Annotated in this window: 21 protein-coding genes and 1 pseudogene; 15 read left to right on the top strand and 7 right to left on the bottom strand. The window is 71.2% G+C overall.

Annotation, left to right across the window (positions count from 1 at the left end; all coding sequences use genetic code 11):
- Positions 1-76 precede the first annotated feature (76 nt).
- Genes ACZ7CH_RS06585 through ACZ7CH_RS06565 form a run of 5 tightly spaced genes read left to right on the top strand, consistent with a single transcriptional unit; the run spans position 77 to position 4918 of the window.
- The gene (locus tag ACZ7CH_RS06585; RefSeq protein WP_470368613.1) at positions 77-1054 is read left to right on the top strand and encodes a DUF7847 domain-containing protein; all 978 of its coding nucleotides are present in this window, start codon (positions 77-79) and stop codon (positions 1052-1054) included.
- On the top strand, positions 1041-1640 hold the full coding sequence (locus tag ACZ7CH_RS06580) for a DUF4129 domain-containing protein (RefSeq protein ID WP_360386973.1): 600 nt from the start codon (positions 1041-1043) through the stop codon (positions 1638-1640). Before ACZ7CH_RS06585 ends, ACZ7CH_RS06580 begins: the two co-directional genes overlap by 14 nt.
- On the top strand, positions 1637-2668 hold the full coding sequence (locus tag ACZ7CH_RS06575; RefSeq protein ID WP_470368614.1) for a DUF4350 domain-containing protein: 1032 nt from the start codon (positions 1637-1639) through the stop codon (positions 2666-2668). The genes ACZ7CH_RS06580 and ACZ7CH_RS06575 overlap by 4 nt, the downstream gene beginning before the upstream one ends.
- Complete coding sequence (locus tag ACZ7CH_RS06570; protein ID WP_458433363.1) at positions 2665-3627, top strand: AAA family ATPase; 963 nt, start codon at positions 2665-2667, stop codon at positions 3625-3627. The genes ACZ7CH_RS06575 and ACZ7CH_RS06570 overlap by 4 nt, the downstream gene beginning before the upstream one ends.
- Position 3628: 1 nt before the next feature.
- The gene (locus tag ACZ7CH_RS06565) at positions 3629-4918 is read left to right on the top strand and encodes a DUF58 domain-containing protein (protein ID WP_470373313.1); all 1290 of its coding nucleotides are present in this window, start codon (positions 3629-3631) and stop codon (positions 4916-4918) included.
- A gap of 11 nt (positions 4919-4929) precedes the next feature.
- Here ACZ7CH_RS06565 and ACZ7CH_RS06560 read toward each other — a convergent pair whose 3' ends face one another.
- The gene (locus tag ACZ7CH_RS06560) at positions 4930-5937 is read right to left on the bottom strand and encodes a stage II sporulation protein M (protein ID WP_360386962.1); all 1008 of its coding nucleotides are present in this window, start codon (positions 5935-5937) and stop codon (positions 4930-4932) included.
- A 19-nt stretch (positions 5938-5956) separates the two neighbouring features.
- Between ACZ7CH_RS06560 and ACZ7CH_RS06555 the strand changes: the two genes are divergently transcribed.
- Entirely contained in the window at positions 5957-6709 is a 753-nt protein-coding gene (locus ACZ7CH_RS06555; protein WP_470373312.1) for an RDD family protein, read from the top strand.
- Here ACZ7CH_RS06555 and ACZ7CH_RS06550 read toward each other — a convergent pair.
- Complete coding sequence (locus ACZ7CH_RS06550; RefSeq protein WP_360386956.1) at positions 6680-7096, bottom strand: nuclear transport factor 2 family protein; 417 nt, start codon at positions 7094-7096, stop codon at positions 6680-6682. The genes ACZ7CH_RS06555 and ACZ7CH_RS06550 overlap by 30 nt on opposite strands.
- A 78-nt stretch (positions 7097-7174) precedes the next feature.
- Between ACZ7CH_RS06550 and ACZ7CH_RS06545 the strand changes: the two genes are divergently transcribed.
- On the top strand, positions 7175-7690 hold the full coding sequence (locus ACZ7CH_RS06545; protein WP_360386953.1) for a TetR/AcrR family transcriptional regulator: 516 nt from the start codon (positions 7175-7177) through the stop codon (positions 7688-7690).
- On the opposite strand, the gene ACZ7CH_RS06540 is transcribed toward ACZ7CH_RS06545, so the two are convergent.
- The 4 genes and pseudogenes from ACZ7CH_RS06540 to ACZ7CH_RS06525 form a co-directional block, all read right to left on the bottom strand.
- Positions 7669-8457 (bottom strand): energy-coupling factor ABC transporter ATP-binding protein, encoded by a 789-nt coding sequence (locus ACZ7CH_RS06540; protein ID WP_470373461.1) that lies wholly within the window; start codon positions 8455-8457, stop codon positions 7669-7671. The genes ACZ7CH_RS06545 and ACZ7CH_RS06540 overlap by 22 nt on opposite strands.
- A pseudogene (gene cbiQ / locus ACZ7CH_RS06535) lies at positions 8446-9084 on the bottom strand (cobalt ECF transporter T component CbiQ); the annotation flags it as partial. The pseudogene cbiQ and the gene ACZ7CH_RS06540, both read right to left, overlap by 12 nt.
- A complete protein-coding gene (locus ACZ7CH_RS06530; RefSeq protein WP_360386950.1) occupies positions 9081-9362 on the bottom strand; it encodes a PDGLE domain-containing protein in 282 nt (93 codons plus the stop codon). The gene ACZ7CH_RS06530 and the pseudogene cbiQ, both read right to left, overlap by 4 nt.
- Positions 9359-10045 carry an energy-coupling factor ABC transporter permease gene (locus tag ACZ7CH_RS06525; protein ID WP_360386948.1) on the bottom strand — a complete coding sequence of 229 codons (687 nt, stop codon included), beginning with the start codon at positions 10043-10045 and terminating at the stop codon, positions 9359-9361. The genes ACZ7CH_RS06530 and ACZ7CH_RS06525 overlap by 4 nt, the downstream gene beginning before the upstream one ends.
- A 289-nt stretch (positions 10046-10334) precedes the next feature.
- Here ACZ7CH_RS06525 and ACZ7CH_RS06520 point away from each other — a divergent pair, with 289 nt between their 5' ends.
- The gene (locus ACZ7CH_RS06520; RefSeq protein WP_470373311.1) at positions 10335-12449 is read left to right on the top strand and encodes a glycosyl hydrolase family 95 catalytic domain-containing protein; all 2115 of its coding nucleotides are present in this window, start codon (positions 10335-10337) and stop codon (positions 12447-12449) included.
- Between the two features lie 42 nt (positions 12450-12491).
- On the top strand, positions 12492-13841 hold the full coding sequence (locus ACZ7CH_RS06515) for a pyridoxal phosphate-dependent decarboxylase family protein (protein ID WP_470373310.1): 1350 nt from the start codon (positions 12492-12494) through the stop codon (positions 13839-13841).
- Positions 13842-13940: 99 nt separating this feature from the next.
- Here the strand turns inward: ACZ7CH_RS06515 and ACZ7CH_RS06510 are convergent, their stop codons facing one another.
- Positions 13941-14456 (bottom strand): MarR family winged helix-turn-helix transcriptional regulator, encoded by a 516-nt coding sequence (locus ACZ7CH_RS06510; RefSeq protein WP_245816540.1) that lies wholly within the window; start codon positions 14454-14456, stop codon positions 13941-13943.
- Between the two features lie 375 nt (positions 14457-14831).
- On the opposite strand from ACZ7CH_RS06510, the gene ACZ7CH_RS06505 reads away from it, so the two are divergent.
- The 6 genes from ACZ7CH_RS06505 to ACZ7CH_RS06480 all read left to right on the top strand — a co-directional run bounded on the left by ACZ7CH_RS06505 (position 14832) and on the right by ACZ7CH_RS06480 (position 22727).
- Positions 14832-16181, top strand: a complete 1350-nt coding sequence (locus tag ACZ7CH_RS06505) for a glutamine synthetase family protein (protein WP_360386938.1) — start codon at positions 14832-14834, stop codon at positions 16179-16181.
- 10 nt (positions 16182-16191) lie between these two features.
- On the top strand, positions 16192-18678 hold the full coding sequence (locus ACZ7CH_RS06500) for a DEAD/DEAH box helicase (RefSeq protein ID WP_360386935.1): 2487 nt from the start codon (positions 16192-16194) through the stop codon (positions 18676-18678).
- A gap of 397 nt (positions 18679-19075) precedes the next feature.
- Positions 19076-19363, top strand: coding sequence for a hypothetical protein (locus tag ACZ7CH_RS06495; RefSeq protein ID WP_360386932.1), 288 nt, complete (start codon positions 19076-19078; stop codon positions 19361-19363).
- Between the two features lie 312 nt (positions 19364-19675).
- Positions 19676-20587 (top strand): LytR/AlgR family response regulator transcription factor, encoded by a 912-nt coding sequence (locus ACZ7CH_RS06490; RefSeq protein ID WP_360386929.1) that lies wholly within the window; start codon positions 19676-19678, stop codon positions 20585-20587.
- Positions 20584-20985 carry a DUF485 domain-containing protein gene (locus tag ACZ7CH_RS06485; RefSeq protein ID WP_360386926.1) on the top strand — a complete coding sequence of 134 codons (402 nt, stop codon included), beginning with the start codon at positions 20584-20586 and terminating at the stop codon, positions 20983-20985. The genes ACZ7CH_RS06490 and ACZ7CH_RS06485 overlap by 4 nt, the downstream gene beginning before the upstream one ends.
- Positions 20982-22727, top strand: coding sequence for a sodium/solute symporter (locus ACZ7CH_RS06480; RefSeq protein WP_458433371.1), 1746 nt, complete (start codon positions 20982-20984; stop codon positions 22725-22727). The genes ACZ7CH_RS06485 and ACZ7CH_RS06480 overlap by 4 nt, the downstream gene beginning before the upstream one ends.
- Positions 22728-22732: the final 5 nt, after the last annotated feature.

Here is a 22732-nt window from a genome sequence, read left to right as displayed (position 1 = left end):
CGCTCCGCGGTCCGCCTGTACCGCGAGCGCGCTTCTGGCAGGATTCCGCCAACACCACGACCGGGGGTAAGCCGCGATGTCCGACACGCCCGGCTGGTCTTCACCCGACCAGCCCCACCAGCAACCGCACCAGCCTCCGCACGGCTACAACGCGCCGCCGCCGCCGGGCGCGCAGCCGTCGATGAAGCCCGGTGTGATCCCGCTGCGCCCGCTCGCGATCGGCGAGATCGTCGACGGTGCCGTCAGCACCATGCGCAAGCACCCGAAGCTCATCATCGGCGCGGCCGTCGTCGTCGCCGCTGTGACGCAGGTCCTCGGCCTGCTGGTGCAGCTGCCGTTCCTCGACGACCTCACCTCGGTCGCCACGCTCGACCCGAACACCATGACCCAGCAGGAGGCGGTGGACCAGCTCACCAGCGGTCTCGTCGGCTTCTTCACCGGCACGCTGCTCAGCGTGCTGCTGCTGGTGGTCGGCACGGTGTTCCTCTCCGGCTTCGTGACCGTGGTCGTCGGCCGCGCCGTGCTGGGCCAGCCGGTCACGTTCGCCGAGGCCTGGGACGAGTTCAAGCCGCGGCTGCTGCCGTTGCTGGGCGCGACGCTGCTCTACGGCCTGGCCGTCACCGCCGGCGCGATCCTCTGCGTCGTCCCCGGCGTCTGGCTGTGGGTGCTGTTCGGCCTCGTCACCCCGGCGCTGGTGCTGGAGCGCTGCGGCGTGGGCACCGCGTTCGGCCGCTCGCGGACCCTCGTGCGGGGCGCGTGGTGGCGGACGTTCGGCGTCCTGCTGCTCGCCGCGCTGATCAGCGCGATCATCAACTGGATCATCAGCATCCCGTTCACCCTGCTCGGGTCGGCCACGACCGGTTTCTCCGGCGACCCCACGGCCGCGCTGAGCATCGGGTCGCTGGTGTTCACGACCATCGGCGCGATCATCGCCTCGACGATCACGCTGCCGTTCACCGCGGCGGTGACCGTGCTGGTCTACGTCGACCGGCGGATGCGCGCCGAGGGCATGGACATCGAGCTCCAGCGGGCCGCGGGGCATGGCGGTCTCTGACGTACCCGTCGACCTCGACCGCGACGAGGCCCGCGAGGCCGCCGTCCGGGAGCTGAGCGACCCGGCGTACGTCTCCGACGACCCGAACCCGGTCGAACGCGCCCTGCGGTGGGTGCTGGAGCAGCTGGACGAGCTGTTCGCGGGTGCCGGCGGCATGAGCGGCATCACCGCCGTCACGATCATCGTGGCGGTGGTGGTGCTCGTCGTGGTCGTCGTCCGGTTGCGCACCGGGCGCACCGGCCGCGCGCTGCGGTCGGGTGCGCAGGTCTTCGGCGACGCGGTCATGACCGCGGCCGAGCACCGGGCCGCGGCCGACCGCGCGGCCGCCGCCGGTGACCTGGCCGAGGCGGTCCGCGAACGGTTCCGCGCCGTGGTGCGGGAGCTGGAACAACGGGGAGTGCTCGACGCGCGGGCCGGTCGCACCGTCGCCGAGGTGGCCGCCGAGGCGGGTCGCTCGCTGCCGGGCCTCGCCGACGACCTGCGCGGCGCGGCAGTGCAGTTCGACGACGTCCGGTACGGCGGCCGGACCGCCACGGACCAGGGCTACCGGCAGCTGGTCTCCGTCGACGACCGGGTGCGCGGATGACGGCGGTCTCCCCCGACGCGGGGCGGATCTGGTCCGCTGCCAGAGGACCGCTGCTCATCGGCGTGATCATCCTCGCGACGGCGGTCGTGATCACGGTGCTGCGCGGCAGCGGCGAGGGCGGCTCGCTCGACCCCCGCTCGTTCCAGCCGCAGGGCAGCCACGCGCTGGCGGAGCTGTTGCGGCAGAACGGGGTGCGCGTCGAGCTCACCGACGACGTGTCCACGGTGGACGGTGCGACGCTGTTCGTCGCGCAGCCGAACCTGATCGACCCGGCACGGCTGGCCGGCCTGAGCGAGGCGGCCGCGGCGACCGTGCTCGTGGCACCGGCGAGCGACCTGGGCCGCGTGGAGGTCGAGACCCGCCAGCCGGGTTGCCCGCTCGCGGACCGGGCCGGTGCGGTCACGACCGGCGGGTTCACCTACACCGGCGAGCAGAGCTGCTACGACTCGACGCTGGTGCGCACCGGCACGGTCACGATGATCGGGTTCGGCGGCGTCTTCACCAACGACGACCTCGACGAGGAGGGCAACGCCGCGCTCGCGCTCGCGTTGCTCGGCCAGCACGAACGGCTGGTCTGGTACCTGCCGGCCGCGGCGGACCGCTCGCAGCAGAAGGCGCTGTCCGACCTCGTCCCGGCCGGATGGCTGTTCGCGGCGCTGCAGCTGGGGATCGCGGCCGTGGTGGTCGCGCTGTGGCGGGCCCGCAGGCTCGGCCGGGTGGTGCCAGAACGGCTGCCGGTCGTGGTGCGCGCCGCCGAGACCGTGGAGGGCAGGGCCCGGCTGTACCGGTCCTCGCACGCGGCGGGCCACGCGGCGGCGGTGCTGCGGCAGGCAACCCGCGACCGGCTGGCACCGCTGCTGGGCGTGCCGGTGGGTGCGGACCCGTCCGAGGAGATCGCCCGCAGGACTTCGCGTCCGGTGCCGCAGGTGCGGACGCTGCTCTACGACGACGGGCCGGTGGACGACCGGGGGCTGGTCGCGCTGGCCGACGAGCTGGACGCTTTGGAGAACGAGGTGCGCAAGGGATGACGGCAGTGGTCACCACCGAGGAAGCACGCACGGCGCTGGTGGCGTTGCGCACGGAGATCGGCAAGGCCGTGGTGGGCAACGACGCCGCGGTGACGTCGCTGATCCTCGCGTTGCTGTGCAGGGGGCACGTGCTGCTCGAAGGCGTGCCCGGCGTGGCGAAGACGCTGCTCGTGCGGGCCATGGCGAAGGCACTGGACCTGGAGACGACGCGGGTGCAGTTCACGCCGGACCTGATGCCGGGCGACCTGACCGGGTCGCTGGTCCACGACGCGCACAACGCCACGTTCTCGTTCCGCGAGGGCCCGGTGTTCACGAACCTGCTGCTGGCCGACGAGATCAACCGCACGCCGCCGAAGACGCAGTCGGCGCTGCTGGAGGCGATGGAGGAACGGCAGGTGTCCGCGGACGGCAAGACCCGGCCGCTGCCGGCGCCGTTCATCGTCGTGGCCACCCAGAACCCGGTGGAGTACGAGGGCACCTACCCGTTGCCCGAGGCGCAGCTCGACCGGTTCCTGCTCAAGGTCACCATGCCGGTGCCGGGGCGGGAGCAGGAGATCGACGTGCTGACCCGGCACGCGTCCGGGTTCGACCCGCGCGACCTCTCGCACCTGTCGGCGGTGGCCGGAGCGGAGCACCTGGAGGCTGGTTCCGCGGCCGTGCGCGCGTTGACCGTCGCGCCCGAGGTGATCGCGTACGTCGTGGACGTGTGCCGTGCGACGCGCCAGTCCCCTGCGGTGCGCCTGGGCGTTTCTCCGCGTGGCGCAACGGCTCTGCTCGCTGCCGCACGGGCGTGGGCGTGGTTGTCCGGACGTGACTACGTGACGCCGGACGACGTGAAGTCGCTGGCGAGGCCCGCGTTGCGGCACCGGCTGGAGCTGCGCCCGGAGGCCGAGCTGGAGGGCGTGACGGCGGACGGCGTGCTGGACGGCGTGCTCGGGGCCGTTCCGGTGCCGCGCTGACGTGGCGCTCACGGGCCGCGCGGCGCTGCTCGCGCTCATCGGGGTGTTCGTCGTCGGGCTGGTCTTGCCGTCGTGGCAAGGAATTCTCGTCGTGCTCGCGGTGCTGGTCGTGTGTGTGGCGGCCGATCTCGTGCTGGCGGCGGGCGTCCGGCGGTTGACGTTCTCACGCGCGGGAGCGACGTCTGTGCGCACGGGCGAGCTGTGCTCGGTGCAGTTGACGGTGCACAACCCCGGTCGTCGGTTGCGCGGTGTTCTCCGGGACGCGTGGGTGCCTTCGGCGGGGGTGGTGGCCGACCGGATGGCCGTGGACGTGCCCGCCGGCGGGTCGCGGACGCTGACGTTCGAGCTGCGCCCGGTGCGCCGAGGGGACCGCACGGCGGATCGCGTGACCGTGCGTTCTCCGGGGCCGCTGGGGATCGCGGCCCGGCAGGGGTCGCACGAGGTGCCGTGGACCGTGCGCGCGTTGCCGCCGTTCCACAGCCGCAAGCACCTGCCGCCGTTGCTGGAACGCCTGCGGGAGCTCGACGGCCGCCGGGCGTCGCTGATCCGCGGCGCGGGCACGGAGTTCGACTCGCTGCGGACCTACGTGATCGGCGACGACGTGCGGTCGATCGACTGGCGTGCGTCGGCGCGGTCATCGGACGTCGTGGTGCGCACGTGGCGGCCGGAACGCGACCGGCAGGTGCTGATCGTGCTGGACACCGCGCGCACGGCGGCCGGTCGGGTCGAGGGCTCGCTGGGTGGCCTGCCCCGGCTGGACACGGCCATGGACGCGGCGCTGCTGTTGTCCGCGCTCGCCGTTCAGGCGCGCGACCAGGTCGGCTTCCTGGCCCACAGCGGCAAGGTGCGGGCCTCGGTGCCGCGCGCGACGCTGCCGGCCCTGGTCGCCGCGATGGCGCCGCTGGAGGCCGAGCTGGTCGAGTTCGACGCCCGCGGCGCGGTCGCGGAGGTGCTGCGGCGTGCCGCGCGCCGGTCGCTGGTCGTGCTGCTCACTTCGCTGGAACCGTCGATCGAGCACGGCCTGCTGCCGCTGCTGCCGGCTCTGGCCGCGCGGCACCGGTTGCTCATCGCGTCGGTGTCCGACCCGGCGGTGCACGCGATGGCCGCCGGACGCGGTGACCTGGAAGCCGTCTACAACGCCGCCGCCGCGGAACGCACGTTGGCCGAACGCCGCCGTCTCACCGCTTTGCTCGCACGGCACGGTGTCGAGGTCGTGGACGCGTTGCCCGACGACCTGCCTCGCGCGCTCGCGGACCGCTACCTGTCGCTGAAGGCGGCGGGCAAGCTCTAGGCAAGCAAGATTCAGACGGACGTGGGCACGACGTCCTCGCGCTCGCCCGCGTCCACGTCCCCGGTCTCACCCTCCAGCGCCGCCCGCCGCCCGATCACGAAGACGTACAGCAGGAACAGCACCTCGGCGGCCACGCCGATGCCGACCCGCGCCCACGTCGGCCACCCCGACGGCGTCACGAACCCCTCCAGCACACCGGACACCAGCAGCACCACGACCAGCCCGAGCGCCACGGCCACCACCGCGCGGCCCTCGGTGGCGAGCGCGGCGGCACGGGTGCGCGGGCCGGGGTCGATGACCTGCCAGCCCAGCCGCATGCCGATGCCCGCCGCGACGAACACCGCCGTCAGCTCCAGCAGGCCGTGCGGTGCCAGCAGTCCCAGGAACACCTCACCGCGGCCGGCGCCGAACATCAGGCCGACGCCGACGGCGAGGTTCACGGCGTTGGTGAAGAGCAGGTAGACCGGCGGGAGTGCGAACAGCACGCCGAGCAGCAGGCACGCGGCGGCCACCCAGGCGTTGTTCGTCCACACCTTGGCCGCGAACGAGCCCGCCGGGTCGCTGGAGTAGTAGGCCTCGTAACCGCCGCCGGCCCTGGTCATCTCGCGCAGCTCGTCGGGTGCGGCGATCAGCGCCTGCACGTCCGGGTTCGTCGCGATCCAGGCCGCCATGACACCGGTGAGCAGGTAGAACGCCACCCCGGCCGGAACCCACCAGCGCCATCCGCGGTAGACGGCGGCCGGGAACCGGTGTGTGAAGAAACGGGTGAAGATGCGCCATGCGGGCGTGTGCGTGCCCGTCACCGCAGCGCGCGCACGCGCGACCAAAGTGGAGAGACGTTCCACGGTGGCCACGTCCGGTGTCTGGCTGCGCACGGTCGACAGGTGTGTGGTGACGCGCTGGTAGAGCTCGATCAGCTCGTCGGCCTCGGGCCCGGTCAACCGGCCGGACCTGCCGACCAGCTGGTCGAGCCGCTCCCACGACGCGCGGTTGCGCTCGATGAACACGTCCAGATCCACGATGGGTCACACTATCCGCGTGGGGGATCTCGTCACCGGTGAAGCGGTAGTTCTGGACCTGCGCGTGGCGCGGCTGGCCAGCAGGGCGGTCGCGTTCGCGTTCGACGTGCTCGTGCAGTTCCTGTTGTTGCTCGGCGTGTTCCTGTTGTCGCCGATCGGCTTCGACGACGCGCTGCAGTCGGCGCTCGCGTTGTCGCTCACGATCGCCGTGCTGGTCGGGTACCCGGCCGCGGTGGAGTCGTTGACGCGCGGCCGGTCGCTGGGCAAGCTCGTCATGGGACTGCGGGTGGTGCGCGACGACGGCGGCTCGATCCGCTTCCGCCACGCCCTGGTGCGCGCGCTCACCGGGTTCTTCGTCGACTTCTGGGCGCTGGGCCTCGGCGGCGCGGTGGCGTTGTTCGTGTCGCTGTTCTCCGCGCAGGGCAAGCGGGTCGGCGACTACCTCGCGGGCACCGTCGTGGTGCACACGCGGGTGCCGGAGCAGGCGGTGACGCCGGTGGAGATGCCGGCACCGCTGGCCGAGTGGGCCCGGGGCCTCGACCTGTCGCAGCTGCCGGAGGAGCTGGTGCTCGCGGCGCGGCAGTACCTGGGCCGCTACCACGAGCTCGGCGAGAGGGCGCAGCTGGAGCTCGGGGCGCGGCTCGCGGACGACGTGGGTGCCGCCGTCCGGTCGCCGCGCGCCGAGCACGTCCACCCGTACCCGTACCTGGCCGCCGTGCTGGCCGAGCGGCGCGGCCGGGCGTCAGGCGCCCAGCAGCTCGGTCAGCAGTAGCGGGTTCATGTAGTCGTCGTAGCGGGCGATCTCGCCGTCGCGCAGGTGGATGACCGCGATGGCGGTGAAGGTGTAGTGGTCCTGCTTCACCTTCGACCACCCCCTGTGCGTGATCTCGGCGACGACCACGTCCGGGTCGTCGGTGAGCCGGGTGATCGCCTCGACGTGCTGGACCTCGATCTTCTCGCGGACCCGCGCGCCCCTCATCTTGTCGAAGTAAGCGCGGATCTCGTTGCGGCCCTTGATCTCCGGCTGCTGGAACGACGCCGGGAACCGGTAGGCCATCACGCCGTCCTCGGTGAACAGGTCCGCGAACGAGTCGTGGCCCTGCTCCCCCGCGACCTGCCTGCGGACGTGCTCGACGATCTCCGCCGGTGTGCGTGCCATCTGTCCTGCCCCCATCTCTAGAATCGGAACGGTGACCCCGGTTATGACGATACGGAACGCACGCCCCGGTTGGCAACGATGAGGGCCGACGCGGCGCGGAACCGCGAGAAGGTGCTGGCGGCAGCACGGGAGCTGTTCGCGTCGAAGGGCATCGACGTGCCGCTCGACGAGATCGCCGCGCACGCCGGGGTCGGGCCCGGCACCGTCTACCGGCACTTCCCGACCAAGCAGGCGCTGTTCCAGGCCGTCACGGACGCGCGCGTCTCGGCGATGGTCGAGTCGGCCGCCGCCCCCGCCGGCGATCCGGGCGCGGCGCTGTTCGCGTTCCTCGGGCGGATGGCCGACGAGGCGGCGGCGAAGCGGGACCTGTCCGACGCGATCACCGTGCCGTCCGAGCTGCGGGACCGGCTGCACGCGGCGCTCGGCGGGCTGCTGGAACGGGCTCAGGCCGCCGGTGCGGTGCGCGCGGACGTGACGACGAAGGACCTGGTGGCACTGATGAAGGGGATGCTGCAGAGCCTGCACGAGGGGGCAAACCCCGCGCTGCTGCTGGAGATCGTGACCAGCGGACTTCAGTCGAGCCGGAAGCCGTAGGGCAGTTCGAGGCGGTGGCGGGCGAGCAGGTCGGCGTCGGCGAGGAGCTCGCGGGTGGGTCCGTCCGCGACGACCACGCCGTCGTCGACCAGGACGCTGCGCGGGCAGGTCTGCAGCGCGAACGGCAGGTCGTGGGTGACCACGAGCATCGTGCGGCCCAGGCCGAGCAGCAGTTCGGCGAGCTCGCGGCGGGCCACGGGTTCCAGGTTCGCGGACGGCTCGTCCAGCACCAGGACCTCCGGGTCGCACGCGAGCACCGTGGCGAGCGCGACGCGGCGGCGCTGACCGCCGGACAGGTGCAGGGGTGAGCGGTCGGCGACCGCCTCCATCCCGACCGCCCGCAACGCCCTCAGCACCCGTTCGTCCACATCGGACATGCCGAAGTTCTGCGGGCCGAACGCGACGTCCTCGCGCACGGTCGGGCAGAACAGCTGGTCGTCCGGGTCCTGGAAGACCAGGCCGACGCGGCGGCGGATCTCGCGCAGGTTCGCCCTGCTGACCTCGAGGCCCGCGATCGCAACCGTGCCGGAGCCGCCGGAGTGGACGCCGTTGAGGTGCAGCGCCAGCGTGGTCTTGCCGGCGCCGTTCGGGCCGAGCACCGCGACCCGTTCGCCGCGCTCGACCCGCAGGTTCACGCCGAAGAGCGCCTGGTGGCCGTCCGGGTAGGCGAAGGCGAGCTTGGAGACCTGCACCGCCGCGGCGGCCGGGGTCTCGGGGACGATCGTGGCCGAACCTCCCGGCCGGCCGGTCCAGCCGCGCGACACCATGGCGAGGTGCACCCTCTCTCCGCGTTCGTAGGACCGGATGAACAGCGTGCCGACCGAGCGGGCCAGCGCACCGGCCTGCCACAGGAACCGCGGGTCGTCGCCGCGGGAGATGCGGGCGACGCGCATCCGCTTCGCCTCGCCGGCCACGACCTCGCCGTAGCGCAGCATCAGCGTGGCGATCATGATCATCGACGCGGGCACGCGCAACCGCTGCAGGCCCTTGAGCAGGTCACCGGGCGCGGTGGTGGCGGCCAGCGTGAGGCTGACCAGCACGCCGAGCGTGCCCTTGGCCAGGATGTTCCACCCGGCGAGCGCGCCCTCGACCGAGACCGAGACGCCGAGGAGGTCGGTGCGCGGGCCCGTGCCGAAGATCGGCAGCAGGAACGCGAGCACCACGAACGGCACCTCGATCACCGCGCGCTTGAGGAACCACCACGGCGAGACGCGTGCCACCGCCCAAACGGCGACGAGCACGAGGAGGTAGAGCCCGAAGGCGGGGAACCACGTGCGCGGGGTGGCCACGACGCCCAGCACCGCCGCGAACGCCACGAGGATCTTCACGTGGGGTGCGAGGCGGTGCACCGGTGAGTCACCGGCGTGGTGCAGGACGTGGTGGCTCCCGCTCATGCCTTCGTCTTCTTGCGCAGCAGCCAGAACAGCCCGAACGACAGCCCGAGCACGACCACCACGCCGAGCACGCCCGCGAGGCCGGTGAACCGGTCGTCACCGCCGAGCGCGTAGTCGGCGAAGGCGCTGCCCGCGAACGGGTGCTCCTGCGCGTGCTCGGCGATGCCGGTGTCCTCGACCGTCTTGTCCAGGCCGTCCGGGTCGCCGGAGGCGAAGTACGACAGCACGCCCGCGATCAGCAGCGACACCACCGCGAACCCGAGGAAGAACCTCTTCACGACCGGACCTCCAGCGGCGAGCGGGTGCCCTTGAGCAGGTGCACGAGGTCAGGGCGGATCGCGGCGACCGACGTGACGGTCGCGGCGGTGATCAGACCCTCACCGACGCCGATCAGCGCGTGGAAGCCGAGCATGAGAAGTGCGACCTGGCCGATCTCCACCCCGCCCTGCCCTCCGATCGCGTACTCGACGACGAACCCCGTCGCGGCGAGCAGCGTGTTGACCAGCGCCGACACGAACGCGACGACCGCGAGCCCGCCCTTGCCCCGGTTCGCGAGCCCCCGCAGCGCCACCGCCACCGCGAACCCGGCCGCGGTGCCGATCAGGGCCATGTTGGTGACGTTGGTGCCCAGCGCCGTGAGCCCGCCGTCGGCGAACAGCAGCGCCTGCACCACCAGCACGATCGTCACGCACAGCGCACCGACCCAGGGGCCGACCAGGATCGCCGCGAGCGCACCGCCGAGCAGGTGCCCGGACGCACCCGGCAGGATCGGGAAATTGATCATCTGGACGGCGAAGATGAAGGTCGCGACGAGTCCGGCCATCGGGGCGGTCCGGTCGTCCAGGTCGGCGCGGGCCTTCACCAGCGCGACCCCGACGCCCACCGCGGCGACGACCAGGAACGCGACCGACGTCGGCGCGTTCAGCAGGCCGTCGCTCATGTGCATGGCAATGGCTGACATGTGCGGTCACGCTAATTGCCGGACCTCTGCTGTGGCTAGGACTGTGCAACAACGATTTGGGGGCAACAGCGCGGTGATCGTCACAGCGTCGCTAGTCATCGGATGACTTCTGCGGTTAGATCCGTTCCGCCGCCGCCACGGCACGGAGGGACCAACAGTGACAGAGCTGTCGCGTAGAACCTTTCTGTACGGAACAGGCGCAGCCGTGGGTGCGTCGGCACTGGGCTCGGGCACCTCGGTCGCAGCGCCGACCGCCCCTGAGACATCGGGTCACAACGTCCACCGGGACGTGGTCCGCGACGCCCGGATGGAGTGGCGGCGGCTGCCGCAGAACTGGGGCGACAGCCCGTTCCTCGCGAACGGCTTCCTGGGCGTGCAGGTCTACGCCGGGCGCACGCCGGACGAGCTGAAGCTGATGCTCAGCCACTCCGAGGTGCAGGACCAGCGCGAGCACTGGGAGGCCGCGATCGGGCTGTCCCGATTGCCGATCGGGTACCTGACGCTGCGGTTCGCCGGCGCGATCACGGCCGTGGACTGGACGCTCGACCTGTGGAACGCGGAGCTGACCGGCTCGGTGACCACCACGCAGGGCAGTGCCACCTTCACGATGCTGGTGCACAACGCGCGCAGCACGTTCCTCGCGTCCGTGCGCGGTGACGTGACCTGGGGGTTCCAGCCGCTGGAGTCCTCGACGACCCGCCAGGTCCGCAGGCCGGCCGACTACACCGCGAACCCCGCGCCGGCGCTGGGCACCGCGAACGGCGTCTCGTACGCCGCGCAGCCGTTGCACGCGGGCGGTGGCTACACGACGGCCTGGTCGGCCCGCGGCGGCCGGTTCGCGGCCCATGTGGCGTACACGCATCCCGCGGACACGCACACGTCTGACGCGATCCGTGAGGTGCGCACGGCGCTGGCGATCCCGTTCGAGGTACTGCTGCTGCAGCACCGCCGTTGGTGGAACGCGTACTTCGCCAAGTCGCTGGTGTCGGTGCCGGACAAGCTCGTGCAGCGCTTCTACTGGTTGCAGCTCTACAAGATGGCCGCCGCCACCCGCGCCGACGCGCCGGTCATCAGCGAGTGGGGGCCGTGGTTCCCCGAGCAGGGCAACAGCTGGACGGCCGTGTGGTGGAACCTCAACGTCCAGATCTCGTACCCGCTGGTCAACGGCTCGAACCACCACGAGCTCGACGCCGTGACGACCACGTTGAAGCGCTACGAGCACAACCTCGAACGCAACATCAACCCCGCCTACCGGGACGGGGACTCGTACGCGATCTGCCACCCCGGCGACCGCACGTTGCGCTCCGGGCCGCGCTACTGCGGTGTGCCCGGCGTGGCGCCGAATGACCACACGGGCAATCTTCTGTGGGCGTGCCACAACGTGTGGCTGGGCTACCGGCACACGATGGACGAGAAGATCCTCAGGGACGTCCTCTTCCCGATCCTCACCAAGGCCGTCAACTACTACGCGCGGTTCCTCGTCGAGGGCACCGACGGCAGGCTGCACCTGCCGGAGACGCGGTCACCGGAGTACGCCAACGCCACGGACACGACCTACGACCTCTCGCTGATCCGCTGGGGCGTGCGCACGCTGCTGTCGATCGAGGAGAACCCGCGCTGGCGGGACGTGCTGACCCGGCTCGTGCCCTACCATTTGGGTCCGGACGGCGCGTTGATCGGCAAGGACGTGGCGCTCACCGACTCGCACCGGCACTTCTCGCACCTGCTGTGGTTCTACCCGCTGCGCGAGCTCACGTGGGACGTGGCCGAGCACCGCGACCTGATCGCGCGGACGTTCGACCACTGGGTGTCGCGCCGCGAGGCCTGGGCCGGCTACAGCTACGGCGCCGCGTCCGCGATGGCCTCGGCGATGGGGCGGCCGGAGGAGGCGCTGGCGTTCCTGCGCCACTTCCTCGACCGCAAGCCGGTCGGGTCCAACGCGGTGCTCACCGAGAACTCCTTCTACCGCGAGGGCAGCAACCTCGCGATCGAGTCGCCGCTCATGTCCGGCCAGGCCGTGCTGGAGATGATGGTCCAGTCGCACAACAACGTCGTGCGCGTCTTCCCGTCCGTCTCGCAGACGTGGGCCGACGCGTCCATCTCGTCGTTGCGCACCCAGGGCGCGTTCCTGGTCGACGCGTCACGGTCGGGCGGGCGCACCGACTGGGTGCGGGTGCACTCGGAGGCCGGTTCGCCGCTGGTGCTCGACCACGGCATCACCGGTGACATCGACGTGCGCGACCCGTGGGGCCGGCGACTGAACCACAAGCAGCAGGGTTCGGCCATCGTCGTGCCGTTGCGGCGTGGGCAGACGGCCATCGTCAGTCGCAAGGGCACTCGTCCGAACGTCGTAGCGCGCGATGTGACGGCCAACGGCTCGTCTTCGCGCTGGGGTCTGCCGTAACGTCCGAATTCGAACAACCGGATCGGACGAGTGGGGTGTGCGGTGGATCTTCAGCACTGGCTCAACGAGGCGCTGACCAACCACGAGAAGTGGACCGCCGAGTACGGCACCTTCACACCCCACCCGTCCGTCGAGGTCGACCCGGCGCTCTTCGGGTCGGCGCTCGCCGAGCTGCAGGACCGGCTGCGCGACAACTACCCGTTCTTCCACCCGCGCTACGCGGGCCAGATGCTGAAACCGCCGCACCCGGCCGCCGTCGTCGGCTACCTGTCGGCGATGCTGATCAACCCGAACAACCACGCGCTGGACGGCGGCCCGGCGACCGCGGCGATGGAACGCGAGGTCGTGGCCGGTCTCGCGGGGATGTTCGGCTACGGCGAGCAGCACCTCGGCCACCTCACCTCCAGCGGCACGATCGCCAACCTGGAGGCGTTGTTCGTCGCCCGGTCGCTGCATCCGGGCCGTGGCGTCGCGTACTCCTCCGAGGCGCACTACACACACTCGCGCATGTGCGGTGTGCTCGGTGTCGAGGGGTTCCCCGTGCCCGTGGACAGTCGCGGGCGCATGGACTTGGACGCTCTCGAAGCGCTCCTGCGCGGCGGCAAGGTCGGAACGGTCGTGGTCACGCCGGGAACCACCGCTTTGGGTGCCATCGAACCGGTGCATCTCGTGCTGGACATCGCACGGCGTTACGACGTGCGGGTGCACGTGGACGGTGCGTACGGCGGGTTCTTCGCGTTGCTCGCGGGCACGGACCTGGCGCCGGAGCCGTGGGAGGCCATCGGATCGTGTGACTCCGTCGTGGTCGATCCGCACAAGCACGGTCTTCAGCCCTACGGCTGTGGTGCGGTGTTGTTCCGCGACCCGTCCGTGGGCCGCTTCTACCTGCACGATTCGCCCTACACGTACTTCACGTCCGACGAGCTGCACCTCGGTGAGATCAGCCTGGAGTGCTCCCGTGCCGGTGCGGCCGCCGCAGGGCTGTGGCTGACGCTGAAGCTGCTCCCGCTGACCCGCGAAGGCCTGGGCGAGGTGCTGGCGGCCGGACGGCGCGCGGCCGTGCGGTGGGCGGGGCTGATCCGCGAGTCGGAGCAGCTGGAGCTCTACCAGGAGCCCGAGCTCGACATCGTCACGTACTTCCCGCGGACCAGCCCGCTGACGCTCTCGGCCGTGGACGCGGCGGCGCACCGGGTGATGCAGACCGGCATGAACGCCGCCGTCGACCCGGTGTTCCTGAGCGTGGCACGGGCGTCGAAGGAGGCGTTCGCAGCACGGCACCCCGGCGTGGCGGCGGACGCGGACGGGGCGCGGGTGCTGCGCAGCGTGCTGATGAAGCCGGAGTCCGAGGAGTACCTCGACACGCTGCACGCGCGGGTGCTCAGCCTGCTCTGACGGTGCAGGTCAAGCGGCCTGCGCTCCGGGTCGGACAGCGGGGGAACGCCGAAGTGGGCGACTCACCCCCGGTGAGTCGCCCAACGGGCGCGCAGGTCCTCAGCCGTGCTTGGCGCGGCGGCCGGAGCGGCGCGGCGGCAACGGCGTGTCGCCGCGCAGGTCGAGCCGGCGCTGCTCGCCGTTGGCCTCCAGGTGCGTCACCATCCGGCGCAGCATCTCGGCCAGCGACTGCGCCTCCGACGACTCCAGCGGGTCGGAGACGAAGACCTCCTCCTCGTTGAACTTGGGGAAGAGGTCGGCCATCAGTTCTTCACCCTCAGGGGTGAGGCGCAGGACCGCGAGGCGCCCGTCGGTCGGGTGGCCCATGCGCTCCAGCAGGCCCCGCGACTGCAGCGTCTTGGCGACGCCGGTCAGGGTGCCCTTGGAGATGCCGGCCTCCTCGGCGACGTACCGCGTCTCCATCTCGCCCCAGATCCACACGACCCAGAGCACGACGAAGCCGGTCCAGGTCAGATCGCTGGTGCGCAGCACCGAGTTCTCGAGGTGCTGCCGGATCGCGGTCGCGGCGCGGTGGATGTTCGACACCGCCGCCATCTGCTCGCGACGCAGTGGCACCGCACCGAGCTTGGCTTGGACGGCCTTCTCGGTCTCGGCAATCGTGTGGTGACCAGACAACTCAAAGTCTCCCGTGCTCGAGCTCAGGTGTTCCCGGCACAATACTTGCGGTTCCGAAGTATGTCTTCGACCTGGTGGTTTCGATCCGGCACGAGTCTGCTCGCGCTGTGATCACGATGTCACATCGCGCATGGTCCCGTGACGGTCGTCACCCGTCCAGTTACGGACTGTTGCCCAGTGGTGGACGATGAGTGCGGAGCCCCCAGCTGAGACCGAGCACGGTCTGCGCTCCACGGACGGGTCGACAGCGCTCGCACCTCGAACGTTGTCCCCTTCCGCGCCAGCGACGCACTGGGCCAGGAAAGGTAGTTCGACGTGGTCGGTGAACAGGTGACACGGGAGCTCGCGGCAAGACTCGGCGACGACGGCATCGACGTGGTGCGCGTCGTCTTCCCCGACCTGCTCGGCACGGACCGGGGGCGCGACGTCCTCGTCGAACACCTACCTGCGGTGACGCAGCGCGGGCTGTCGTTCTGCCGGGCCGTCTACAGCACCACGCCGGGCGGCAAGACCACCGAGAACGGCGGGGTGCTCGACGCGGGGCTGCCCGACGTGATCGTGGTGCCCGACCTCGACACGCTGCTGCCGATCCCCTGGGAGCCGGGGGTCGCGTGGTGCATCGGCGACGCGCTCAGCCCGGCCGACGAGCGACCCGTCGACGAGTCACCCCGCCAGGTGCTGCGCAGGGCGCTGGAGGTGTTCGAGACCACGGGTCTCTCGCCGGTGGTCGGGCCGGAGCTGGAGTACTTCCTCTGCGAACCCGACGAAGACCGCCCGAACGGGTGGCGGCCGTACTGCGACGAGCCGGGCAACGTGTACGCGACCGGCCGCCGCGGAGACTCGGACGGTCACCTGCTGAGAACTCTCCGGACGTTGAGCTCGGCGGGCCTGCAGACCACCGGCGGCAACCACGAGTACGCCGGCGGGCAGTTCGAGATCAACCTCGTGCACTCCCCCGCGATGGACGCGGCCGACCGGGCGTTCCGGTTCAAGACCTCGGTGAAGGAGCTCGCCCGGCGCGAGGGGCGGCTGGCGACGTTCATGGCCAAACCGTTCAACGACGGCGGCGGCTCCGGCTTCCACCTGCACCTGTCGTGCCACGAGAAGGACGGCCGCAACGCGTTCCAGGCGGCGGGCACCTCGCACGGCCTGTCGGACGAGGCGCGCTGGGCGATCGGCGGCATCCTCACCCACGCACCGGCGCTGGCCGCGCTGCTCAACCCGACGGTCAACTCCTACAAGCGGTTCGGCCCGGACTCGCTCGCCCCGTGGCTGATCGACTGGGGCCTCGACAACCGCAGCTCGATGCTGCGGGTCCCGGCCGAGCGGGGCGAGACCACCCGGCTGGAGCTGCGCCTGGGCGACGCGAGCGCGAACCCGTACCTGGGCATCGCGGGCCTCATCGCCGCCACCTACCTGGGCATCCGCGACCGGATCGACCCGCCGCGCCCCTCGGCGGGCTACGGCTACGACCCGTCCAAGGCCCCGACGCTGCCCGCCACGCTGCCGGACGCCCTCGCCTACCTGGAGGAGGACACGGCGATGGTCGAGGTGCTGGGCAAGGACTTCGTCCGGTCCTATGTGGACTTCAAGTGGGAGGAGGTGGCCCGCTTCCAGCGGTTCGTGACCGACTGGGAGTTCACCGAGTACGCGTACCACCTATAGTTCACCCGCGATGACTGCACTCACGGACCGGCTCACCTCGATCGCCGACGAAGACGAACTGTTCGACACCTTCTCCGGGTGGGCCGCCGAACGCGGCCTGGCGCTGTACCCCGCGCAGGAGGAGGCGGTCATCGAGCTGGTCTCGGGGGCGAACGTCATCCTCAGCACGCCCACCGGGTCGGGCAAGAGCCTGGTGGCCATCGGTGCCCACCTGGTCGCGATGGCGGGCAACCAGCGCAGCTTCTACACCGCGCCGATCAAGGCGCTGGTCTCGGAGAAGTTCTTCGCGCTGTGCGAGGTGTTCGGGCCGGAGAACGTCGGCATGATGACCGGCGACGCCTCGGTGAACGACCAGGCGCCCATCATCTGCTGCACCGCGGAGATCCTCGCGAACATCGCGCTGCGCGACGGGACGGCCGCGGACGTCGGCCAGGTCGTGATGGACGAGTTTCACTTCTACTCCGAGCCCGACCGCGGCTGGGCGTGGCAGGTGCCGCTGATCGAGCTGCCCCAGGCCCAGTTCCTGCTGATGTCGGCGACGCTGGGCGACGTCGCGTTCTTCGAGAAGGACCTGACCCGGCGCACCGGCCGCCCGACCGCGGTGGTCCGTTCGGCGCAGCGCCCGGTGCCGCTGAACTTCCAGTACGTCCTCACGCCGTTGCACGAGACGATCGAGGACCTGCTGCACGGCCGCGAGGCGCCGATCTACGTCGTGCACTTCACCCAGGCCGCCGCGCTGGAACGCGCGCAGTCGCTGATGAGCGTCAACGTGGCGACCAAGCAGGAGAAGGAAGCCATCGCCGACCTCATCGGCAACTTCCGGTTCTCCTCCGGCTTCGGCAAGACGCTCTCGCGGCTGGTGCGGCACGGCATCGGCGTGCACCACGCGGGCATGCTGCCCAAGTACCGGCGGCTGGTCGAACAGCTCGCCCAGGCCGGTCTGCTCAAGGTCATCTGCGGCACGGACACCCTCGGCGTCGGCATCAACGTGCCGATCCGCACGGTCGTGTTCACGGCGCTGGCGAAGTACGACGGCACCCGCACCCGCATCCTCAAGGCCCGCGAGTTCCACCAGATCGCCGGCCGGGCCGGTCGCGCCGGCTACGACACGGTCGGCACGGTCGTGGTGCAGGCGCCCGAGCACGAGGTCGAGAACCGCAAGGCGCTGCTGAAGGCGGGCGACGACCCGAAGAAGAAGCGCAAGGTCGTCCGCAAGAAGGCGCCCGACGGGTTCGTGTCGTGGAGCGAGTCGACGTTCGAACGGCTCGTGGGCGCCGAGCCGGAGCCGCTGACGTCGTCGTTCCAGGTCTCGCACGCGATGCTGCTGAACGTGATCGGCCGCCCGGCCGGTGGCGCGTTCCAGGCGATGCGGCACCTGCTGGAGGACAACCACGAGGACCGCCCGAAGCAGCTCAAGCACATCAAGCGCGCCCTGGCGATGTACCGGGCCCTGGTCGCGGCCGGTGTCGTGGAACGCTCCGGCGGCGACTTCCGGCTCACGATGGACCTGCAGTTCAACTTCGCGCTGAACCAGCCGCTGTCGCCGTTCGCGCTCGCGGCGATCGAGCTGCTCGACCGGGAGGCCCCCGGCTACGCGCTGGACGTGCTGTCGGTGATCGAGTCCACGCTGGACGACCCGAGGCAGATCCTGGGCGCGCAGGAGCACAAGGCCCGCGGCGAGGCCATCGGCGCCATGAAGGCCGAGGGCATCGAGTACGACGAGCGCATGGAGCTGCTGGAGGACGTCACCTACCCGAAGCCGCTGGAGGAGCTGCTGGAGGCGGCGTTCCTCACCTACCGCCGCGGCCACCCGTGGGTCGGCGACTACCACCTGTCCCCCAAGGCCGTCGTGCGCGACATGTACGAGCGCGCGATGACGTTCACCGAGTACGTCTCGTTCTACGGCCTGGCCCGCTCGGAGGGCCTCGTGCTGCGCTACCTGGCCGACGGCTACAAGGCCCTGTCGCAGACGGTGCCGGAGGAGGCCAAGACCGAGGAGCTGCAGGACCTGATCTCGTGGCTGGGCGAGCTCGTCCGCCAGGTCGACTCGTCGCTGATCGACGAGTGGGAGAAGCTCACCAACCCCGACGGCACGGTGCAGGAGGTCCGCGTGGACCAGCCGCCCGCCGTCACCCGCAACACCCGCGCGTTCCGGGTGCTCGTGCGCAACGCCCTGTTCCGCCGCGTCGAGCTCGCCGCCAAGCGCGACTGGTACTCGCTGGGCGAGCTGGACCACGAGTCCGGCTGGACGGCCAAGGAGTGGATGGACGCCCTGGAGCCGTACTTCGAGGAGCACTCGGACATCGGCACCGGCCCCAACGCGCGCGGCCCGGCGTTCCTGATCATCAACGTCGAGCAGGAGCGCTGGGTGTGCCGGCAGATCTTCGAGGACCCGGCAGGCGACAAGGACTGGGGCTTCAACGCCGAGGTCGACCTGGCCGAGTCCGACGAGCTGGGCGAGGCGGCGCTGACCATCACCGACGTCGGCCGGCTCTGAGGCCGTCCCCGCGCCCCGGTCGCGGAACCGGGCCGCGGACCGTTTCGCGAATCCCGTACGAATTCGAACGACTCTTCGTCGTTCTCCGGCCTGGGTGCGCGCGACAGCGGCCACGACAAAAGCGTTAATGCGCAGAATCCGGGGTTACCTGGATTCTGCACCCGCTAAACGTTGAAACCCGATGCATTTCAGCGATCGGGCATAACCGCTGGCCAGTTGAGACGACGGCTCCACCGGGACGCTATGACGGCTTGATTGGCCGGGTGGTCCGGTCGGGGCAACATCATTGCGCCGCACCTCCGCGGTCGAGATATGGTGTTGCCCATGGGGGAATTAGTTCGCGCTCGTTCTCGGCAGCCGCAGCCGCCCACTGGCGCACCACCACGGGAGGAGTGAAGTGGACCCGGCACTGGACTCGCTGCGCGACCGGCTGGCGGAGATCGTCGCGTCGCCGCCGGACAACACCGAAGCCCTCGTCGACACGCTGAGCGGACTGGCCAAGCTCTCGAACCAGTGGTCCGAGGCGATCCAGGCGTTGCGCGCGCCCACCCGCAGACTCGTCGGGCCGGCCGCTGCCGCCTCGGTGAGCGTGGCGGCGCGGCGTGCGGAGGAGTCGTTCATCGAGCTGGAGATCACGCTGGGTGACGCGCTGGCGGCTCAGCCGAGGGCGATCCGGCAGTCCTGAGGCCGCCGCTCGCGTGACCAGGCAACTGCACGGTGGGTGACGACGGCGCCGATGACAGGGGCCAGACGCACCCGTTCGGAGGGTTCCCGTACCTCCTCGACCTGTCGGATGATGCGCCAATTGGGCTTTCTGGGGTCGAGGGGGTGCTTGCCGTGCGCACGACGGGCAACCGGACCCCCGCGGCGACTCACCCTCCGTGAGGAGGCATGATCGCGTATCCGACGCCCTCGGCTCACCAGGCGCGCGTTGACCGAGCGTGGTCCAGTCGCGCCACGTGAGGATCGGCCGTACACAGTTTGGACTCGATCTCGAATGACCTCAGGTCTGCCGTGCCCCCTGTGCGAGGGACCGGATCGACGTGGCAGCCTCGAACGGTCCCTGCGGGTGCTCGCCGTCGACGACGAGGCACCCGCGCTGGAGGACCTCACCTACCTGTTGCGCTCGGACCCGCGCATCGCGCACGTCGAAGCCGTCACCGACGCCACGAAGGCGCTGCGGGTGCTGCACCGGGCGATGGACGCGGGCCAGCCGCTCGACGCGGTGTTCCTCGACATCCGCATGCCGGGGCTGGACGGTCTCGACCTCGCCCGCGTGCTGTCGAGGTTCGCGCAGCCGCCACCGGTCGTGTTCGTGACCGCGCACCAGCAGCCCGCCGTCGAGGCGTTCGAGCTCAAGGCGCTCGACTACCTGCTCAAGCCGGTGCGCCAGGAGCGGCTGGCCGAGTCGGTGCACCGGATCGTGCACGAGGTCTGGGACTCGAAGAACCCCGCGGAAGCCGCTCCGCCCGCGGCCGCGCAACCGGCCAACGCCACCCCGCCCGAGGTCGGTGACGAGGTCATCCCGGTCGAGCTCGGAGGCGTCACCCGCTTCATCCGGCTCGCTGACATCCGGTACGTGGAGGCGCACGGCGACTACGCCCGGCTGCACACCGCGACCGGCAGCGGGCTGGTCCGCGCCGCGCTCAACGGGCTCGAGGAGCGCTGGCGCAGCGCCGGGTTCGTGCGCATCCACCGCAGCCACCTCGTCTCCCTCGGCCACATCGACGAGCTGCGGCTGGAGGAGGGGCACCTCAGCGTCACGATCGGCGGCGCGGTGCTGCCGGTGAGCCGCCGGCACGCCCGGCACCTGCGGCAGCTGCTCGTGCGCCGCGCCCGGCCGGCGCCGGTGTCCGGTCAGGCCGCGCCCGCGGCCACCGCGCACCCGCGCAACGGGCTGGGGTCGTGACGACACCGCCACCGGGGCAGCCGCCCCCGCGGCCGGTCCAGCGCGTGGTGGTGACGAGTCCCCGCACCAGGGCGCCGCGGGCCCGGCGGCCGTACCCGGGCACCAGGGAGATCAACGAGCAGAGCGAGCTCGGCGCTGTCTACATGCGCACCCTGATCCGCGCCCAGCGCAGGCTGGGCCTGTCGGTGTGCTTCGTGGTGTGCGGGACGCTGGGACTGCTGCCGCTGCTGTTCGCGATCGAGCCGCAGATCGGCAAGATGCGGATCTTCGGGCTCGGGCTGCCGTGGTTCCTGCTGTGCGTGGCGACGGGCCCGATGCTGCTGCTGGCCGGCTGGTTCTACGTGCGGCAGGCCGAACGCAGCGAGCGCGAGTTCGCGGAGCTGGTCGAACGGCCATGACGAGCGGGTACGCCGTCGTGGCGGTGCTGGTCGTCGCACTGGGCACGATCCTGGTCGGCACGTACGGGCTGCGCGTCTCCCGCACCACGTCGGACTTCTACGTCGCGTCGCGCACGGTGTCGCCGTGGTGGAACGCCTCGGCGATCGGCGGCGAGTACCTGTCGGCGGCGTCGTTCGTGGGCATCGCCGGGCTGATCTTCGCCTACGGGCCGGACATGCTGTGGTTCCCGGTCGGCTACACCGCCGGGTACCTGGTGCTGCTGACGATGGTCGCCGCACCGCTGCGCCGCTCCGGCGCGTACACGCTGCCGGACTTCGCCGAGGCCCGCTTCCGCTCGCGCGGCGTGCGCGGGGTCGCGTCGGCGCTGGCGCTCGCGATCGGCTGGCTGTACCTGTTGCCGCAGCTCGAAGGCGCGGGGCTGACGCTGAACACGGTGACCGGGGCGCCGGACTGGGTGGGCGCGCTGGTCGTCGCGGCGGTCGTGACGGTCAACGTGATGTCCGGCGGGATGCGGTCGATCACGTTCGTGCAGGCGTTCCAGTACTGGCTCAAGCTCACCGCGATCACCGTGCCGGTCGTGTTCCTGGTCGTCGCGTGGCAGGTGCACGGCGCCCAGTCGCTGACCGCACCGGAGTTCCCGTCGTTCCGGCAGGACACCGAGGTCGTGTTCCGGAACGAGACGGTGGTGCACGCCGAGCAGGCCGTCACCGTCCGGGGCTCCGGCGAGGTCGACGGGCAGCGCGTGGAGGGCGGCGGGCACGTGCTGACCGCCGGCCACCACCGCGTCGGACAGGGCTCGAAGCTCACGTTCCCGCAGGGCTCGACCGTGCCGCACGTGTCCACGATGGGGCACAACACCAACGAGACGTGGTCGCTGCCGGAGTCGAGCGGGCAGCAGTTCCCGCTGTACGCGGCCTACTCGCTGATCATCGCGACGTTCCTGGGGACCATGGGGCTGCCGCACGTGATCGTGCGCTTCTACACCAACCCGAACGGCACGGCCGCGCGCCGCACGACGTTGATCGTGCTGGGCCTGCTGTCGGTGTTCTACCTGATGCCACCGGTGTACGGGGCGCTCGGCCGGCTGTACACGCCCGAGCTGCTGATGACCGGGCAGACCGACGCCGTGGTGCTCGTGCTGCCGACGCGGATGATCGACGGTCTCGGCGGCGAGCTGCTCGGCGCGCTGGTGGCCGGTGGCGCGTTCGCGGCGTTCCTGTCGACGTCCTCGGGGCTGGTGGTGTCGCTGGCGGGTGTCCTGTCGCAGGACGTGCTGCGGCTCGGCGGCGTGCGCGGGTTCCGGATCTCGACGGTGCTCGCGGGCATCGTGCCGCTGGCGATGACGTTCGTGTCGACGGGCATGCCGGTGGCGGACATGGTGGGCCTGGCGTTCGCGGTGGCGGCGTCGTCGCTGTGCCCGTTGCTGATGCTGGGGATCTGGTCGACCCGGATCACGACCGCCGGCGCCATCGCGGGCATGCTCGCGGGCGGCCTGCCCGCCCTGACCGCGGGGCTGGTCACGATGTTCACCGACACCGGCGACGCCCGGTACGAGACGCTCCTGTCCCGTCCGGCGGCGTGGACGGTGCCGCTGGGCTTCGGGGTCATGTACGTGGTCTCCCTGCTCACCCAGCGGCACGTGCCGCCGGGGGTGCAGCGCACGATGGTCAAGCTCCACGCGCCCGAGAACCTCGGGCTGGACGGCTCAGGTTCGTCTTCCCACGGCGACGAGCGAAGCTAGAGGTG

The sequence above is a fragment of the Lentzea sp. NPDC037011 genome, assembly GCF_055607425.1.
This window is presented reverse-complemented; position numbering and strand designations above follow the sequence as displayed.